Here is a 17,041-nt window from a genome sequence, read left to right as displayed (position 1 = left end):
TTGTTTGTAATTCCATTGGTATCTAGCCCTTTCTACATTTAAGACTGATTTTATTATAAGGGAATTTTTTGAAAATTTCAACCAGATACTATACGTTTTTATTGCCGTTCGAGGTATAATTGTATATAAGAATATAATTTAAGGAGGATATGATTTGTGAATATTTGGAAGAAAACAAATATGACAAATCAAGACCAGAAACGCCCAAGGAAAACGTTTGCGAATATATTTATTTCAAGGTTGAATGATTATCATTGAGACGAACTTGAAGAGTGCGTAATGGATAGGGTGGGATTGCGAGAATGAGTTTGAGTTGGCAAAAGCTTTTTATAAAATAGCCCAAAATGAAAGAGAGGAATACTATAGACTCGAAATCTGTTGATAATTTAATTGATTCAGCCAAAACCCAAGCGCCAGCAACACGAGCAATGCAGCGTGAAATGGTGCGATGTGGGATTGGACGAGAGTAGGCGTATGAGCCGGAAATTCCGGCTCTATTTTCTACTAGGGCACGGCTTCGGCAATTCATCTCACCACTTATCCCTCTACGGGCTTGAAGTGGGAGTATTCTTGCTAGATCGTTTGATAAAATCACTGGGACTTCGTTTTGCCATTGTTCGAAATTCTCTAATCATATGGGACTGATCATAGTATTTTTCATTACATATTTCCGTAAAATGAATTCCTTTCAAATGCTGCTGTTCTAAATACTGGACAGTATTCTGAAACCTCATCATATTCCTTACCATATTGCTCCATAAAGATATAAATCTGATTTTCAAACGATTCAGCCATACAGATCCGTTTTTCCAAATACGGATTTTTAATCATCTCCTGCAAAGGTGAAACTAATTCGATCAGTTCTCCTAAACGAGCATCTACTACCAAAGGATTCATCCCCGGCAGAAAACGCAAACCAAAATATTCATATCCAGGATGGATTTCTACCGGATGCGGCGTCATCAGACTTCCATAAATCTCGGCCCCATATTTTCCACTTTTTTTATCACGAAAGAACATCAGATCCACACAGCCATCTGGAAAAGACGTGGGTATCTCATTTATATCTTCTTTAGCCTTAAAATAATAAAAATGTGATATACCATACTTTGCGATCACTTTTTTATAATAGTGATCTGCCACCATGACCATATATGGTTGACGTGGTATTAATATACTTTGTTCTTTCATGAAAAGCTCCTAACTTAAGCCATTGTCGGCTCATTCCATAAATTCAATTCTATTCCTATATGTTTTTCCTTCGCATTTTGATATACACGTTTTCCCCATGCAACATCTTCTACCGGCATTCCTCCCACAGAATATAAGATAATTTCATCATCACTGGTTCTGCCCGGCTTGTCTCCACTGATGATATCTCCTATATTGGTAATCTCATCGGGACTCATTTTCCCCTCGTGGATCATATCTGTAAATTTGGAACCTATAATTGTAATATCGCCAAATGTCGGATATGGAAATTCTTCTGCCCAGGCATCATATAACGCCTGATTATCAACAATTTTTGTGCATCTGTTTGCAATAAAATCATCATCGAAATTTACAGTTGCAGGAAGGCAGAATAAACAACCTGGTTTAATCCATTCTTCTTTGATAAATACATAATCTTTTACCAGCATAGGACTGGATGTTGCAACACCAACAATGTCACACTCTCTAACTGCATCTTCGTTACTGTCTACCACCTGGATCGTTGTAAACTGTGGACATTTTTCATTTACAAATTCCAGAAAAGCATCTATCGTTTCTTTTCTTCTTCCCTTAATCTTTAGGGTATCTAATGTAGGACATGCAATTGCAAAAGCCTCAACCATCGCCTTACTTACGGTTCCAGGACCAATAATCCCTAAGACTTTCGCATCTTTTTTTGCCAGATAACGAACTCCTACTCCAGGAACAGCTCCGGTCCGTTTTTTGGCATATTGGGAAAAACTGGATCATCTGGAAATGATACCATTGCTCCATGAGAATTATGATTGGATCCTGCCATCATATAATCCCCCTTTGCAAGTAACTGTAACACTTCTTCCATTGTGTCAATACAGCCTGCCATATCTGTGACCCCTGCTTTAATCATATCTGGCTCACTTAAATATAAAAAATCAATTTTCCTTTTATTATCCATAAATTATCCCTCCTGAATTTTTTATTGTATAAAGAATCTGACGGCATTTCTTATACAAAAAAAGAAGACAACAGCATCTGCTATCGCAGACACCATTGTCTTCCTGATATCTATTATTTTATTCTTTTTTTTACAAAATAATTGTAAAAAACGGACAATTATTATGAATTAACTTTTTTATTGAAGCTCCATTATATATCTTTGCAGATTTCACGTCAAGTTTTGCCTTTTTATGTTTTATTTTGAGATATGCAGCAAATCCCCGTTTGCCGGATTGTTCAAAAGGACCCCTGTTTCATCAAATCTGGACCCATGACAAGGACAATCCCAAGAATGTTCTGCAGAATTCCATTTCAACGCACACCCCATATGGGGACATCGTTTTTTAGAAATGGTCAATAAATTTTTTATTGATTCACAAGTGTTAAATAGTAATTGGGGCTTTACCATATTTCTGGAAGGATTATAAATCTCTTCATAAGGACTTTTCTTTTCTAACACCATATCCGTTAATATCATCGCCGCTGTCATAGCTGATGTAATTCCCCATTTACGAAAACCTGTTGCCACATAACATTCAACCATTCTATTGGAATATTTTCCAATATAAGGAACCTGATCTAAAGTCATACAATCCTGAGCTGCCCAAAAACTGTATTCCCTGGTCTCAGGATAATATGTTTCTGCAAAATTTCTTAATTCTATCCAGTTCCCTCCTTTTTTCCCTGTCCTATGGCCACCTCCGCCAATCAAAAGCAAATTTTTGTAATTTCGAAAAGACATGCCTTCTTTTGCATCATCTACATACATTCCATTAAATTCCTTTGCATTTTTTAAAGCAATCACATAAGACCGATGTTGATAAAGTTTCAAAAAGTACATACCATGTTTATTATCAATGGGAAAATGTGTGGCAAAAATAATTTTCTGAAATGTAATATTTCCATTTTCAGTAACTGCTTCTTTTTCTTTTAACTCTTTAACAAAGGTATGTTCATATATTTTTAGATTTCCGGAAATTTGAGAAAGAAACTTGAGAGGATGAAATTGCGCCTGATCAGGAAATCCAATAGCTCCTGCCACAGAAAAAGGAAGTTCTGTTGTCTCCGAAAATTCTATTGGATATCCCATAATTCCAAGAGCCCAGGCTTCTTTTTCCAGTTTTTTTCTATGATCCATAGAATAGACATAGGATGTTTTCTGCTGAAAATCACATTCAATATGCTTACAAAGTTCCGCATATCTTTTTACCGACTCCTGATTTGCTTCCAAATATAACTTTGCTCTTTCAATTCCGAAATTCTTTAAAAGTTCATGATAAATCAGACCATGTTGTGAAGTGATTTTAGCAGTTGTATTTTTTGTTGTTCCCGAGCATATAGTCCTGCCCTCTGCCAGTACATAGTCAATTCCGTGCTTCTGTAAAAAATATGCACATAAAATTCCAGTAATACCACCGCCAATAATCAAAACATCTGTCTTAATATTTCCCTTTAAAGTTTGAAAATGCGGCATATTAATATTCTCTGTCCAAATAGAATCCATAAATCAACCACCTTTTTTTGCATCTGCATACTTTTTCTGCGTCTAAGGCATAGTATATTTTAAGTATCCTAATAATATACAACAAAAAATGAAAGAACAAATCGAACAAGATCTTTCCTGATGAAATAAAAAACTGTCGTTTTATAGATGTTCCTCTATAAAAACGACAGTTTTTTTAACTTTATTTAATTGTTGTTACTGCTTTGGAATTAATATATCCAATCCATTTACCTTTGCTGGTATATAATGACAAATACTTATACCCATTTTCATGTTTATATAAATATTTTGCTACATAAGTTTTCTTATATGGCTTCGTTTTTGATCTACTCCATTTAAAATTCTTATATAATTTATATTTTGTCTTGGTAACACGGACCTTTTTCCCATATTTATACGCTTTTCCCTGCAAAGGATCTTTTGCAGGTCGTATTTTTTTAGCAGCTTTGGAATTGATGTATCCAACCCATTTTCCGCTTAATGTATAAATAGATAAATATTTACGCCCATTTTCATGGTTATATATATATTTAGCCACGTAGGTCTTGTTATATGGTTTTGTTTTTGACTTTTTCCATTTGAAATTTTTATAAACTTTATATTTCTTACTTTTTATTTTTACACGATAGTTATATTTTTTTGCAGGACCTTGTGGAGTTCTGGTATAGGTTATTTTCTTACGCAGTACCCCATCCTTGGTTCCTGTAATTTTTAATTTATAACTATTTTTCGGCGGTATATATCCATTAATTTTTGGAAGTGTTATGGTTTTACTTTTACCTACATCTATCTTTACAAATCTCTGATTGGTAATTACATTTCCCTTTTTATCCTGTATACAAAGTACTGTTGTCTGTTCCTTACCCTTTGAAACAGAATCTTTATAAAAATTTAAAGATTGCAATGGATATCCGTTCATATCAAATAAAGTCTGATTATCCCAGGATGTACCACCCCAGGCAGGCTGATCATTATAGTACAATTTACTATCTGAGAAGTATCCCACTGCACCTTTCGATGCCCATCCTGTACCATATATATCTGCCATTTCTTTATTATATTGCCAGTTATTCCATCCTGCCTTTACCGGAATCCATGCAGCCTCCCAGTAAAAAGCTCCCAGCCCGTTGGCTTGTGATGTAACAGTCTTATATAAGTCTGTCAGCTCATCCACCTGTCCCTGAGGCCCAACAGAATATGCACTTGTATTATGACTCTCTCCAATGGAATTTGGTGTTCCATCTGCATCTTTTAAGCTGTTCACCCATCCGGTCTCCAAAACAGCAAACATTTTTCCATAAGATGCTGCAAGATTCTGCACATCTTTTAATGTTTTTGGTGTATTAGCTTTAGAGGATGTGGACCAGTATGGATAGTAGGAAGAACCTAATACATCATAATCTACCTTATCCCTTTTCCATGCATTCATGATATTCGTATATTTTTTTACATTTGGAGTCTCAATATGTAATGCTACCAATGCATCGGGCGCACATTCCCGCACTGCTTTAATACCTGCGTTCAGGTAACTGTCTACCAAAGCAGATTTATTCTTGTCTCCCCAAACAGTATAATAGGAACCACCTTGATCTCTGTCTGTTATAACTCCAAGCATACCATTGGTTATTTCGTTTCCTACCTGAACCATGCCAATTTCAGCACCGGTTTCTTTGAATTTATTTATGGTATCCTTTGTAAAATTATAAACATTGGCACGCATTTTAGATGGATTCTTTTCATCATTTTCCCATGCCTTTGGTACAATCTGTTGTGACGGATCTGCCCAGAAATCAGAATAATGGAAATTTAAAAGAATTTTTATATCATATTTTGCTGCTTCTTGTGCAATTTCCAAACCTCTTTTTATGTCGTTTGCTCCACCACCATATGTTTCTCCATTTTCATTATAAGGATCATTCCATATTCGAATACGTACATAATTTACACCACTTTCATGTAATGTCTTCAGCAGTGGAGCTTCTTTTCCTTCATAATCATAAAATTTTACTCCGGCCTCTTTCAATGCAATATAGGAGGATATATCAATACCACGCATGGTAGAATCTGACATGGTGGATATTTTAGAAATTTTAACTTTTTGATCTTTTAATCCCGTTTCTCCACCAAACTGATATGGATCTCTGTAAGTGGTTACATCAACCTTATTTCCCTTAGCGAAAGCAAAAACTGCCAGAGAGGTCTCTGCAATTCCATATTCATCAAAAAATGAATTCCAGTCACCTACACATTCTGCTTTATCATAAATGATACCACCTGCATTATTTTCATCAATCGTACTTTTCAGCAATTGATAAATATTATCTGCCTGAGATTGTACAGAAATATTTTTATCAGAATCACTAATGCGAGGATAGCTTACATTAGATACAATCAATTGTGTATCTTTTTGAGCATTTTTCTCTACTCTTTCAAAGGTTGAACGTAATGTATTCATATATTCCAGAGTGCTTTCATCCGGATAAAGATTGACTCCCAGATAATCATACTTCACATTATTCCATTGATCATTTAATTTTTCCAGCACCCACTCAACATCTGCCGCTGAATCCGGTGCAGCAATACTAACTGCTGTCTTAACATCAGGATATTCATCTTTTACTGCATTGGTAATCTTTCCAATTACCTGCCAGCCTTTCCAGGCATCATCTCCGGTGAATCCAAGAAAGTTCCAGTTGAATTCATTTCCGATGGTAACCATCGTTGGCATCGCTTCGGCGTTTTTCAATGTCTCAATCGTATTCTCTGTATATTCCAAAGCCTTGGTTTCTACAGTATCTTTATCCCATCCGGCAGGAAATTTCTGCGCATTTGCATATGTCATCTCGTCAGAATACAGCAATACAACATTTGTATTAAGTCCTGCTTGTTTTGCTGCTTTTAATGTCTTCTTTGCATTTTCTAAAGATAAATATTCATTATCTCCCGTAGGATTCACTGCAACCTTTACAGAGATTGTGTTTATTCCCTGCGTTTTCATAAAAGTGAAAATATTAGATATCTTTTCATCTTTATAATTATAATAAATCTTATTCCACTCCAGATTCTGCTGGTAATGTGTGAAATCAGCTCCCAATACAGTATCCGAGCTTATACCATCAATTTTTTCGTATTCCTTGATTGACTGAGCTGCTTTGACTGTTTTCGGGCAATACAAAAAAAGATTGGCAATCATCATAATCACTAAACACAGTGATAAAAATTGTTTTACTTTTCTCATACTTTTCCTCCTTATATTATTTCAAGACTCGCTTGCGAGTCTTGGCGCGGAATTCGGGTCTGCATAGCAGACATACTTCCAATCCGAATTCCTGCGCATCCTCGCGGAGCGTATATCAGATGGGGGATTGAAACCCGCCACTGATACATAATTGTTGCTCACCGCCTACAGAGGCGGGAGTCATCCCTCATCTGATATAAATTTATTATAAAATTCATATATAATATGTCGAGCATATCCTCAAGTTTAATCTTTGAATCTATTTATTTTTCACTTTTGGCTGCTGCTGTGTAATACAGTGGATATTTCCACCACCATATGCAACTTCTTCTGTCCGTACTCCTACAACTTTTCGTTCAGGAAAGATTGCCTGAATCTGTTCCAGTGCCAGAGCATCATTTTCATCTCCATACTGTGGTACAATAACTCCTCCATTAACAATCAGGAAATTCATATAAGATGCGATAGAAATTTCACCGTCTTCTCTTGGAATGGTTCCTTCCATTTTATCAATGGTGTCTGCACCCTTTAAATATACAGGATTTTTAGTAACACAGACTTTATGTACCTTAAGCTTACGTCCTTTGGCATCCACTGCCTGAGACAGTGTTTCATAAGCAGCCCTTGCTTCTTTGTAAAATGGATGTTTTGGATCATCGCTCCAGATGCATGCCACTTCTCCCGGACGGATGTACTGTACCACATCATCAATATGTCCGTTGGTTTCATATGGATCCACACCATCTTTAACCCAGATAACCGTTTCACAGTTAAGATAATCTTTCAGCATCTGCTCAATTTCCTCTTTCGTCATATGTGGATTTCTTCCTTCGCTCAACAGACACATTTCTGTAGTAATAACTGTTCCTTCTCCATCCACATGGAAAGATCCCCCTTCCAGAACAAATCCTTCAGTACGATAAGAATCGATTCCTTCCATCTCACATACTTTCTGTGCAACCTGATCATCCTGATCCCATGGGAAATACAGTCCGTCCACCAGACCTCCCCATGCATTGAAAGTCCAGTCACATCCTCGGATCTCTCCATTGTCATTGATGACAAATGTCGGTCCACAGTCACGAATCCATGCATCATTGCTTGTCATTTCCACAACCCGGATGTTATCTGGCAGCTGCGCTCTGCAGTTTCCATACTGAGCAGGAGATGCGCAGACAGTCACAGGTTCAAACTGACGAATAGCTTTAGCTACTTCCATAAATGTTTTCTGGGCTGGTTTTGCCCCTTCTCTCCAGTTATCCGTGCGTTCCGGCCAAAGCATCCAGATTTGCTCCTGTTCCTCAAATTCTCCAGGCATACGGAATCCATCCTGTTTCGGTGTTGTATTTAAAATTCTTTTTGACATAACTAGCAACCTTCCTTTCTGCAGTTTTTTCGTTTCATACATACAATAATTTCTCCTATAAGAATACACAAAATAGCTCCTATGGTAATCGGCAGCACTCCTTCCAGAGTTTCCCTATCTAAAGATAACGGAACTGCTGTAAAAATTAATGAAATCACCAGCATAATCATAGGCACAATGGCAATGATGTGAATTGCAGCCGGTCCGCCCGGCACCTTAAACGGCCGCGGACGATCTCCATCTATGTTACGAAGCTTCAAAAATGCTGGAAATACCGGCACATAAGCCAGCAGGAACATAACAAGATTCAGTGCGAAGAAACACCAGAACAATTCCTGATTAGGAATAAACGGAGCAATGATCAAAATAAGACTTGCAACAATCCCGTTCATAATAGATGCCCCGACCGGCATATCATTTTTTGCACTGCGTATACCAAATACAGACGGCATATCACCATTATCTGCCGCATATGCTGCAACATTATTAACACCCAAAGACCAGGAAATCATATTTCCAAACAGAGTAAGCAGAAATGCTATTGCAACCACAGTTACAATAATTCCTGTAGGATGTCCGGTCAGCAGCTGAATACTATCCAAAAGTCCTGTGCTGGTACTGATCTGATCTGTAGGAATCGCTACTCCGATACCAAATGCCATAAAAATATAAATGGCAGCAATAGCAACTCCTCCAATAATGATTGCCTGTGGTATCTGCTTTTTGGGATTTTCCATATCGTCTGCAAAGGTACATACAACTTCAAATCCCAGACAATTAAAAATAATAACGGAAATATAAGATAAACTATCCAGGTCAAAGCTTGGCAACAAAGATTTCAACGTGTAGGTGTTGGCCATTCCATGATTGACAGCACCGTAAATTCCGAGAATTCCAAGGGTCAGTGCAATAAGTACCTTAATCACAGCTGCACCATTTAAAATCCATGTGCTGTCACAGACCGGGAAAAAACTGATAAATATGACAATCCATATAAAAGCCAGTTCAATAATCAATGACGGAATCACTCCCATCTGTATTCCAGTCAGCATGCCGATGGTATCCGGAAACATCATTGCCAGAGATGCCATCCATAAAGGGAAATTAATCCAGTAATACCAGGACACCCGTCCGCCCCAACGCTTTCCATAGGCCTTAGATACCCAATCATAAATTCCTCCCTCTCCTTCATAGGTTGTTCCAAGCTCTGCTGAAATCAATCCATACGGAAGAAGAAATGTAATCAATAAGAAAATCCACCAGAAATACTGTGAATTTCCAACGGCCGCCACCGGTGCTGCTGCCTCCGCAACAAACACAACGCAGATAACCGTCATAACCGCATCCATTAAATGAAATTCTTTCTTCATACTACTGTCCTTTCCTTATCTGCCGTGACTCATTAATGTCTGATACATTTCCGGACGACGATCTCTGAATACACCCCAGTTTCTTCTGGTTTCTGCAATCTCATCCAAATCAAATTCTGCAGTTAGAATACCTTCGGATTCTCTATCCATTCCTTCAATAATATCACCATGTTCATCGGCAATAAAAGAAGAACCATAAAATGTCATTTCCGTACCATCTTTTTCGGTACCAACTCGATTTGATGCAATTACCGGCATAATATTTGCTGCCGCATGTCCCTGCATGCAATGACGCCAGTGCGGCATGGAATCATGCTGAAGTATCGGTTCATTTCCAATAGCTGTCGGATAAAATAACATTTCTGCGCCAAGCAGTGCCATGCTTCTTGCACATTCTGGAAACCACTGATCCCAGCAAATACCTACACCAATGGTTCCGAATTTTGTCTTCCAGACCTTGAATCCTGTATCTCCCGGTGTAAAATAAAATTTTTCTGCATATGGAAGACCATCTGGGATATGGGTTTTACGGTAAATTCCAAGAACCGTTCCATCTGCATCAATAATAGCAATGGAATTGAATGCTGTATTTCCTGCTTTTTCATAAAAACTGACAGGAATTACTACATTTAATTCCTTTGCAACTTTTTTAAAACGGGCAATGGCCTTATTATCTTCTGGAGCAGAAGCAATATCAAAATATTTAAAATCCTGTCTCTGACAAAAATATGGTGTTTCAAATAATTCCTGCAGCAAAATAATATTGGCTCCACAAGCTGCTGCTTCTTTTACCATACTCTCTGCTTTATTCAGATTTTCTTCCAGATTCCATGTACACGCCATTTGTGTGGCTGCTACTTTAACTTTCCTCATGATTCCTTCCTTTCCTGTGTGATTTGCCGCGTCTGAAATTCTCAGGATGTTTCACTACGACAAAAAAGAGGCAGCTCTCCCCAGTAGGAAAAACTGCCTCTTTGCAATTTCATTTTGTTGATATTCTGATTATATGAAATTATCAATAGGTTTACAATTCTATATTTTGATCATTTTTTTCTATTTTTATCCAGTTATATAGAACTAAAGTTCTATTTTATACTTCAATCATATCATACAGCTGAATTCTCTGACCAATTCCCAGCTTTTGATAAATATGATGGCAATGCTTTCGCAAGGTACTGACCGAAATCTGTAATTCCTGTGCAATCTCTTCTGCACTGCTGTCATGTAGCAGCAGTTTCAACACTTCTGTTTCTCTTCCGCTTAAATTATACTGATCCACACATTGGACAATGGTCATCTTACTGGTTCGGTCTTTTTCAAATTCCTGATGAAGACGCAAAGCCAGATGCTCTTTCAGCATATCCAGTACAAAAAGATCTTTATACAAAAAATCTTCTTTTCCCTTTTCCCGGAAAAAAGACATAATCCCAAGGAACTGTTCCTGATAGCTTAAATTCAGATGCAGGGAAAAATGCCATCCCTGAACATCATATACTGACTGGTAGTAAGTGGTATTGACACGTATTTCCTCTGGAATCAAATCACTTTCCCGGTATGCAATATTCTTTCCCGTAAGCATCAGACCTTCTGAATAATCCAGATTCTTAAATTCATGAATATAATCCTCCATGTCTTCTAGAGTATAACCAATTCCCACTGGTCGTTCCAGTTCATTTTCCATAGAGACAGATGCCAGATAAAAAGATGCACTGTCAAAATCAATCAGATATCTTAAGTGCTTCATAACCTGCATCCGCATCTCGTCAATATCTTCCATACTATAAATTTTATAAATAATTGAATTTAGTATCATCCAGTCATTGTTTTTCAGCATATGTATGTCCTTCCTGCAAGACTATTACTTAAATGTCATTTACCCCATAATCTACTCTTTGATAATTTTGTTTTGAATGCCTTTAATGTACTGTTTTTCTCGAAAAAAGTCAATATATACTGATTTACATTTCCTCAACTAAAGTTTACAAGCCTATCTTTAAAGAATATGGTTTTTCAATGGCATATTTCATTATTTTCTTCTCTTAAAATGACATATTAATACATAAATTCAAGACTCTCTCGCGAGTCTTGGCGCGGAATTCGGGTCTGCATAGCAGACATACTTCCAATCCGAATTCCTGCGCATCCTCGCGGAGCGTATATCAGATGGGGGATTGAAACCCGCCACTGATACATAATTGTTGCTCACCGCCTACAGAGGCGGGAGTCATCCCTCATCTGATATATAGATCAAAGGAATATCATATCCCACAATAACTAATCCCAAGCAAAATTTATTTTAGACATTTCACGATCCTCTAATATATTTTATTGTATTTAAAAGAACAAAACGGACAAGTCCGCTATCAACTCCCTGTATCCTTCAATCATGAGGGACTTGCTCCGCTTTGCGTGCCGATGTGCAGCAGTTTTAACTGCTTTCCTTTGCACATCGTGCACATCCACGCGGAGCGTTTTTTATTACATAGGAAATTCAAAGAAATTTCCTATGTAATAAAAAAAGAGCTTCCCGATTTCTCGGAAAGCCCATAAAATCAATGTTTTTTATGATTATTCGATGATAGATGCTACTCTACCTGATCCTACTGTACGTCCACCTTCACGATATCAGACCGGTGTATTGCGGTATACGAATAGTGATTTTTTATGTGATTTGTGTGGAAAAATCCGGATTTTCCGTTGTGTCCGTGTGGTTTTCCGGAATTTTTGTTATCATGGTGTTATCACTGTATTTTTAGTTTTTCTGGCATATTTTTTCTTACATTCGTAATCTCTTTATTTAAATCTTTTATATATTCTTTACACACATCTATATATAATCCTGTTTTATATTCTGGTTTTTCCAAAAACTGTAATTCAATTGGATACTTTGTAATCTCCGTAAGTAACTTTACAAATATACTTTTCAAATTATTTTGACTCTCATCATCATTAAGACATACTTCTGCAACTTCTTCAAAGCCAAATACTAAATAATCTTTATTTTCTCTTTTCTCCAAATGTACATTAATCACTTTACTTTCCTGATTCATAAATATCCTTCCTATCATAAAATGCATTTTTACCGCCCTCAAGAGTATGCATACTTTCTTGAGTCCAGTTTTTAGTGTCTGTTTCATCATTTATATTTCTAAGTTCATCATAAAAAGGATTACCAATATACGTTTTATATACTCCATTCTCATGAGTTCTTAGTATACTAATATACGGAAGTGTGCCAACTGCAATATTAGCATTATGTGTTGCTATAATTACTGTTTTTCTCCGTTTTGCAAGATCAGTTAAGTGTTTGCTGTTTACACTTCGGACAGTAGAGTGGAAAGTTCTTTAATTCGGTATCTTCTTGCATTATCGTTCGGGTTTTATTTCCACAGATAGGACATAGAACCCATTTTATAGTTTCCATATTTTTCTCAATCCTTACTTCTAAATATTATCCTACTAAATTTATAAAATTTATCGCAACGGTTTTTAAGTTTTTGCTTCTTGATTACTTAACGGCGGAAAAAGAATGTTTTCACATAGAGCTGTTGTTTACATGTCATTTTTTTGTTTTTTTAATTCTATACCCACCAGTACAACAGATAGCATAAACGCTGAAAAATCAGCAACAGGTCCCGCAAGCAATACTCCCATAATTCCGAAACGAAGCGGGAGCAGCAGGGTAAGCGGAATCAACACAAAGGTCTGCCTTGTTAATGCCAACAGAGCACCTTTTAACGATTTTCCTATTGCGGTAAAAAAACTGGAAGAAAGCAACTGCACACCATTTACCAACACCATGAAAAGATAGGTACGCATGAACAAAACAGCAAATTCAAAATACAGCTCGTTCCCATCTCCGAATAGCGAAATGATAGATTGCGGGAAAAATTGAAATGCGATGAAAGCAATTGTGGAAACAACAAGGTTCCATTTTACCGCAAGCAGGTAAGCCTCCCGTACACGATGGTATTGCCTTGCCCCATAGTTGAAGCCGATAATCGGCTGTGTTCCCTGCGAGATTCCTACAACAATCGCAAGGATTATGGCATTTGTTTTCATAACGATTCCGCAAGCAGCTAAGGGAATATCTGTTCCATATTTTGTTAATGCGCCGTAATAAGTCAACGAATTGTACTGAATGATTTGAATCACGGTAACTGCAATCTGGTTTGAGCTGCTGCTGATTCCCATGCTGCAAATTTTCATACTTTCTTTGATGTCCAATAAAAACGACTCTTTTTCAAAATGGATTGTTTGGAAACGCCATAGATAACGGAGTGCGAGTATGAAGGAAAAAATTTGCCCAATAACTGTTGCCCAAGCTGCGCCGGCAATCCCCCAATCGCAAGCAAAAATAAAAATAGGGTCAAAAATGGTATTGATAATAGCTCCCATAACCATGCAAACCATTGAATACTTTGGTTTTCCATCTGCTCGAATCAAATTGCTCATACCATTCGTTACAATAAGAAACGGCATTCCAATCAATGTTATGCTGGCATACTGCTTTGCATATGGAAATACATCTGTCGTTGCCCCAAATGCCTTTAGGAGTAAAGACAGAAAAGCTTCACCAACCAATAAATAAATAATTCCGAAAATCCCCATCAGAACAATACCATTTCCCGCTGCTTTGGCGGCAGCTTTCGGCTCTTTGCGTCCAAGACAGAGGGAAACACGGGAAGCACTGCCAATTCCAACCAGCAGTGCAATAGCAAGGCAGATGGTAGAGAACGGGTAGGCAACATTGGTTGCTGCATTTCCCAGATAACCGACCCCTTGACCAATAAAAATCTGATCCACAATATTGTAGATTGAGCCGACAAGAGACGCCATAATACTGGGAATGGCAAAATCTTTCAACAGTTTTGAAATTTTTTCATATCCTAGGGGATTCTCAGTCATTAAATTCATCCCCCTTTCTTTCTATACGGAGTTCCGCTGTAATATTTTCACCTGCCTGAATCAGCAAATCAATAAAGAGGTTTTTATCAGATTCCCTGAAGCCTTGCAATAAAAGAGCTTCTGTCTTTTCACATACCGTCTGTATCTCATCAATTACAGACAGCGCACGTTCCGTAGGATACAGCTTACACGTCCGCTTATCCTTATCATTTGGGGAACGCATAATCATTCCCTGCTTTTCTAATGCCGCAACTGTCCGTACAATATTGCTCGGATGAACATAAAACATATCAATTAAAGAATCCTGTAAAATGCCAGGCGAACGACAGATTTTAATCAAAAACATATATTGGCTGTTGTTGATTCCAAAGGGGGCAAGCTGTTTATCCAAATAGATTTTGTAAAATCGGTCTGTTACTGAAAGCCATTTTAATAGTTTCATAGATATATTCCTCCTAACCACCAGTATTATAATACAATATGCGTGCGCACGCAACTACTTTTAACATTATATCTGCCGCTTTGTCCTCCTAAACACAAATCAATTCTACATCTATAATCTCTACTACTCTGCTACGAATATTATTCATTTTCCTAACCCATTCCATCTGATCCTGCATCTTCAGTTTTTCTGTCACGCCCCACTGCTCAGCCATCTGTTCCACCAGCATTTCAACTTTTTCTCTCGCTTCTTTATCGACCTGATTCAAATGCTCCGTCAATTTCCCGGTAAGTACCAGATACTGATACCTTGCACTCCTGTGTTCCTTCAGAAACTGTTTTCGCATTATTCCATATTTCCCATATGTAGGTTCTTCCTCATTGATTTCCAGATCCGGCAGATAATAATCTCCATGCAATGTGTAGCTCAGTCCGTTCTTTTCATCATAAATCTGTTTCTTCATATTCTTACAACTCCATTCCTCTGTATTTTGCTTTGTTCTTTTTTATCTGTGCATTGTATTCTTCACTTTGTTCTTTCGCCCATGGTATGCGATCACTTATTTTTTTCGGCATTTGTTCTTTCTGCTTTTTCGCTTCAAGTTCCGCCTGCATCCGGATATCGTCCTGCACCAGTCGTTCTACCATATCTTTCCCCAACATGCGTAAAAGTCGGTTATATCTGTCTGCAATTCCCTGCAGAATTTCTTTCTCACCGGATAATTTCTGATAATCCTTCTGAACTTCTGCCAGTTCCTTTTTAGTGTTCTCGTGCTCCTGCTTTTTCTTCTGAAACTTACTTTTCCACTTATCTCTTTCTCTGGTAAGTTCTTTAACCTGTGCAGCCATCGCACCAATTTTATTCTTCATTTCAATGAACAAGGGTTTTATTTTCTTATCCCGATAAGTTACCGCACGTTCCAATGCTGTAGCTTCCGGCAAAAATGTTTTGATCATTCCATATTCTTTTATTTCCTTACTGACATTATCCATCACCGGTTGCAGGAATTCTCTTCTGTCCTCCAGTTTTTTCAATTCCGTTTCTGCGTTCTCGGCACGTTTTTCTGCTATTTCTTTATCTTTCTGGAACTGAATTTTTTCTTCTTCCAGTAGTTTAATATCTGCCCTTGCGTCCGCAATCTGAGAAATCAATCCTTCGTTCTCTGCTGTCAGATTTTCTTTTTCCTGCTCCAGTTCCTGCACTTCCTTTTTACGTTCCTTTTTCTTGAAATTATAAACGTCCAGATGCTCTTCATGTGTACCTTTCTGTTCCCATTCAATTCCACGTTGCATTGCGATTTCTGCCAGCACTTCTTTTTCATGATTTATCCACTGATTCAGTTCTGTATCATGCTTATTTCCGCCTTGAAATCCAAGACTTTTTAATGCCTGCTTCAGTGAAACTCTAGTATCCATTCCTTTTCCCTTCCAGTTGGTCACATAAGGGACAAAATCGATATGCAGATGTGGAGTAGCTTCGTCCTGATGCAGATAGCAACTAAATACCCGAAGTGTCGGATTCCGCTTCTGGAAATCTTTCATATATTCGTCCAATACCTTTACAGCCAGATTTCCTTCTGTTGTTCCCACTGCCATATCCTCTCGATTTCCAATCTGGAATATCACTTCATGGAACAACTTTTCCTGTTTGCTCTGTCGGATTTTTTCATAATAATTTGCAATCTGCCGGTCCTTTCTTTTCCCGACATTGTATCTCTCCGTAGCATCGTCAAACAGTTCCTTATAAACTTCTTTCAGATTCTCATTCTTATAACAAATGTTCAATTGCACTCTGTCCGGATCTACATTTTCTGCTACAAAATCCCGTCTGTTATGAGCCAGTGAACCGGCTCCGATCATGCCACTGATTGTCCGTTTCATCATAAATTTTCTCACCTCTTTTCTACTCGAGTGCCAGACATGGCACATAATTTTTATTTACGCCAGTTATGGCGATATTTAAGAAATTTTCGCCGGATACGGCGGTTTTGTTACTTTTGTCAAAAGTAACGCAAAAGCACTTTCGA

General features: G+C 37.6%; 15 protein-coding genes. All 15 read right to left on the bottom strand.

Annotation, left to right across the window (positions count from 1 at the left end; genetic code table 11):
- Window positions 1–660: 660 nt before the first annotated feature.
- Window positions 661–1,191, bottom strand: a complete 531-nt coding sequence (locus KTB61_RS10405) for a DUF6597 domain-containing transcriptional factor (protein ID WP_216697446.1) — start codon at window positions 1,189–1,191, stop codon at window positions 661–663.
- A gap of 14 nt (window positions 1,192–1,205) precedes the next feature.
- On the bottom strand, window positions 1,206–1,895 hold the full coding sequence (locus KTB61_RS10400) for a Rossmann-fold NAD(P)-binding domain-containing protein (RefSeq protein ID WP_330656371.1): 690 nt from the start codon (window positions 1,893–1,895) through the stop codon (window positions 1,206–1,208).
- Between the two features lie 11 nt (window positions 1,896–1,906).
- On the bottom strand, window positions 1,907–2,146 hold the full coding sequence (locus tag KTB61_RS13285; protein ID WP_330638176.1) for a hypothetical protein: 240 nt from the start codon (window positions 2,144–2,146) through the stop codon (window positions 1,907–1,909).
- A 237-nt stretch (window positions 2,147–2,383) separates the two neighbouring features.
- Window positions 2,384–3,691: an FAD-dependent oxidoreductase gene (locus tag KTB61_RS10395; RefSeq protein ID WP_216697445.1), complete on the bottom strand. Its 1,308-nt coding sequence runs from the start codon at window positions 3,689–3,691 to the stop codon at window positions 2,384–2,386.
- A gap of 181 nt (window positions 3,692–3,872) precedes the next feature.
- Window positions 3,873–6,929: a glycosyl hydrolase 53 family protein gene (locus tag KTB61_RS10390; protein ID WP_216697444.1), complete on the bottom strand. Its 3,057-nt coding sequence runs from the start codon at window positions 6,927–6,929 to the stop codon at window positions 3,873–3,875.
- 259 nt (window positions 6,930–7,188) lie between these two features.
- On the bottom strand, window positions 7,189–8,295 hold the full coding sequence (gene aguA / locus KTB61_RS10385; RefSeq protein ID WP_216697443.1) for an agmatine deiminase: 1,107 nt from the start codon (window positions 8,293–8,295) through the stop codon (window positions 7,189–7,191).
- Window positions 8,296–8,297: 2 nt separating this feature from the next.
- Window positions 8,298–9,665: an APC family permease gene (locus KTB61_RS10380; protein WP_216697442.1), complete on the bottom strand. Its 1,368-nt coding sequence runs from the start codon at window positions 9,663–9,665 to the stop codon at window positions 8,298–8,300.
- 15 nt (window positions 9,666–9,680) lie between these two features.
- Window positions 9,681–10,538, bottom strand: a complete 858-nt coding sequence (gene aguB, locus KTB61_RS10375; RefSeq protein ID WP_216697441.1) for an N-carbamoylputrescine amidase — start codon at window positions 10,536–10,538, stop codon at window positions 9,681–9,683.
- 217 nt (window positions 10,539–10,755) lie between these two features.
- Window positions 10,756–11,499, bottom strand: a complete 744-nt coding sequence (locus KTB61_RS10370; protein ID WP_216697440.1) for a helix-turn-helix domain-containing protein — start codon at window positions 11,497–11,499, stop codon at window positions 10,756–10,758.
- Between the two features lie 907 nt (window positions 11,500–12,406).
- On the bottom strand, window positions 12,407–12,715 hold the full coding sequence (locus KTB61_RS10365) for a hypothetical protein (RefSeq protein ID WP_044921757.1): 309 nt from the start codon (window positions 12,713–12,715) through the stop codon (window positions 12,407–12,409).
- Between the two features lie 245 nt (window positions 12,716–12,960).
- Window positions 12,961–13,089 (bottom strand): cysteine-rich KTR domain-containing protein, encoded by a 129-nt coding sequence (locus KTB61_RS10360; protein ID WP_080786855.1) that lies wholly within the window; start codon window positions 13,087–13,089, stop codon window positions 12,961–12,963.
- A gap of 128 nt (window positions 13,090–13,217) precedes the next feature.
- Window positions 13,218–14,582, bottom strand: a complete 1,365-nt coding sequence (locus KTB61_RS10355) for an MATE family efflux transporter (protein WP_216697439.1) — start codon at window positions 14,580–14,582, stop codon at window positions 13,218–13,220.
- The gene (locus KTB61_RS10350; protein WP_044921762.1) at window positions 14,566–15,015 is read right to left on the bottom strand and encodes a MarR family winged helix-turn-helix transcriptional regulator; all 450 of its coding nucleotides are present in this window, start codon (window positions 15,013–15,015) and stop codon (window positions 14,566–14,568) included. The genes KTB61_RS10355 and KTB61_RS10350 overlap by 17 nt, the downstream gene beginning before the upstream one ends.
- An 88-nt stretch (window positions 15,016–15,103) precedes the next feature.
- A complete protein-coding gene (locus KTB61_RS10345) occupies window positions 15,104–15,478 on the bottom strand; it encodes a TnpV protein (RefSeq protein ID WP_044921766.1) in 375 nt (124 codons plus the stop codon).
- Window positions 15,479–15,482: 4 nt separating this feature from the next.
- Window positions 15,483–16,898: a plasmid recombination protein gene (locus KTB61_RS10340; RefSeq protein ID WP_278247770.1), complete on the bottom strand. Its 1,416-nt coding sequence runs from the start codon at window positions 16,896–16,898 to the stop codon at window positions 15,483–15,485.
- Window positions 16,899–17,041: the final 143 nt, after the last annotated feature.

Source organism: Anaerostipes faecalis (genome assembly GCF_018982945.1).
In the GTDB taxonomy this organism is placed as follows: Bacteria; Bacillota; Clostridia; order Lachnospirales; family Lachnospiraceae; genus Anaerostipes; species Anaerostipes faecalis.
Note: the sequence above shows the minus strand (reverse complement) of the source record. Positions and strands in the feature narration are given on the sequence as shown.

Excerpts from the sequence above, each read along its gene's own strand:
- KTB61_RS10360 (WP_080786855.1), bottom strand. The coding sequence starts at position 13,089 with ATGGAAACTATAAAATGGGTTCTATGTCCTATCTGTGGAAATAAAACC.
- KTB61_RS13285 (WP_330638176.1), bottom strand. The coding sequence starts at position 2,146 with ATGGATAATAAAAGGAAAATTGATTTTTTATATTTAAGTGAGCCAGAT.
- KTB61_RS10390 (WP_216697444.1), bottom strand. The coding sequence starts at position 6,929 with ATGAGAAAAGTAAAACAATTTTTATCACTGTGTTTAGTGATTATGATG.
- KTB61_RS10380 (WP_216697442.1), bottom strand. The coding sequence starts at position 9,665 with ATGAAGAAAGAATTTCATTTAATGGATGCGGTTATGACGGTTATCTGC.
- KTB61_RS10355 (WP_216697439.1), bottom strand. The coding sequence starts at position 14,582 with ATGAATTTAATGACTGAGAATCCCCTAGGATATGAAAAAATTTCAAAA.
- KTB61_RS10340 (WP_278247770.1), bottom strand. The coding sequence starts at position 16,898 with ATGATGAAACGGACAATCAGTGGCATGATCGGAGCCGGTTCACTGGCT.
- aguB (WP_216697441.1), bottom strand. The coding sequence starts at position 10,538 with ATGAGGAAAGTTAAAGTAGCAGCCACACAAATGGCGTGTACATGGAAT.
- KTB61_RS10405 (WP_216697446.1), bottom strand. The coding sequence starts at position 1,191 with ATGAAAGAACAAAGTATATTAATACCACGTCAACCATATATGGTCATG.
- KTB61_RS10365 (WP_044921757.1), bottom strand. The coding sequence starts at position 12,715 with ATGAATCAGGAAAGTAAAGTGATTAATGTACATTTGGAGAAAAGAGAA.
- aguA (WP_216697443.1), bottom strand. The coding sequence starts at position 8,295 with ATGTCAAAAAGAATTTTAAATACAACACCGAAACAGGATGGATTCCGT.
- KTB61_RS10370 (WP_216697440.1), bottom strand. The coding sequence starts at position 11,499 with ATGCTGAAAAACAATGACTGGATGATACTAAATTCAATTATTTATAAA.
- KTB61_RS10345 (WP_044921766.1), bottom strand. The coding sequence starts at position 15,478 with ATGAAGAAACAGATTTATGATGAAAAGAACGGACTGAGCTACACATTG.
- KTB61_RS10395 (WP_216697445.1), bottom strand. The coding sequence starts at position 3,691 with ATGGATTCTATTTGGACAGAGAATATTAATATGCCGCATTTTCAAACT.
- KTB61_RS10350 (WP_044921762.1), bottom strand. The coding sequence starts at position 15,015 with ATGAAACTATTAAAATGGCTTTCAGTAACAGACCGATTTTACAAAATC.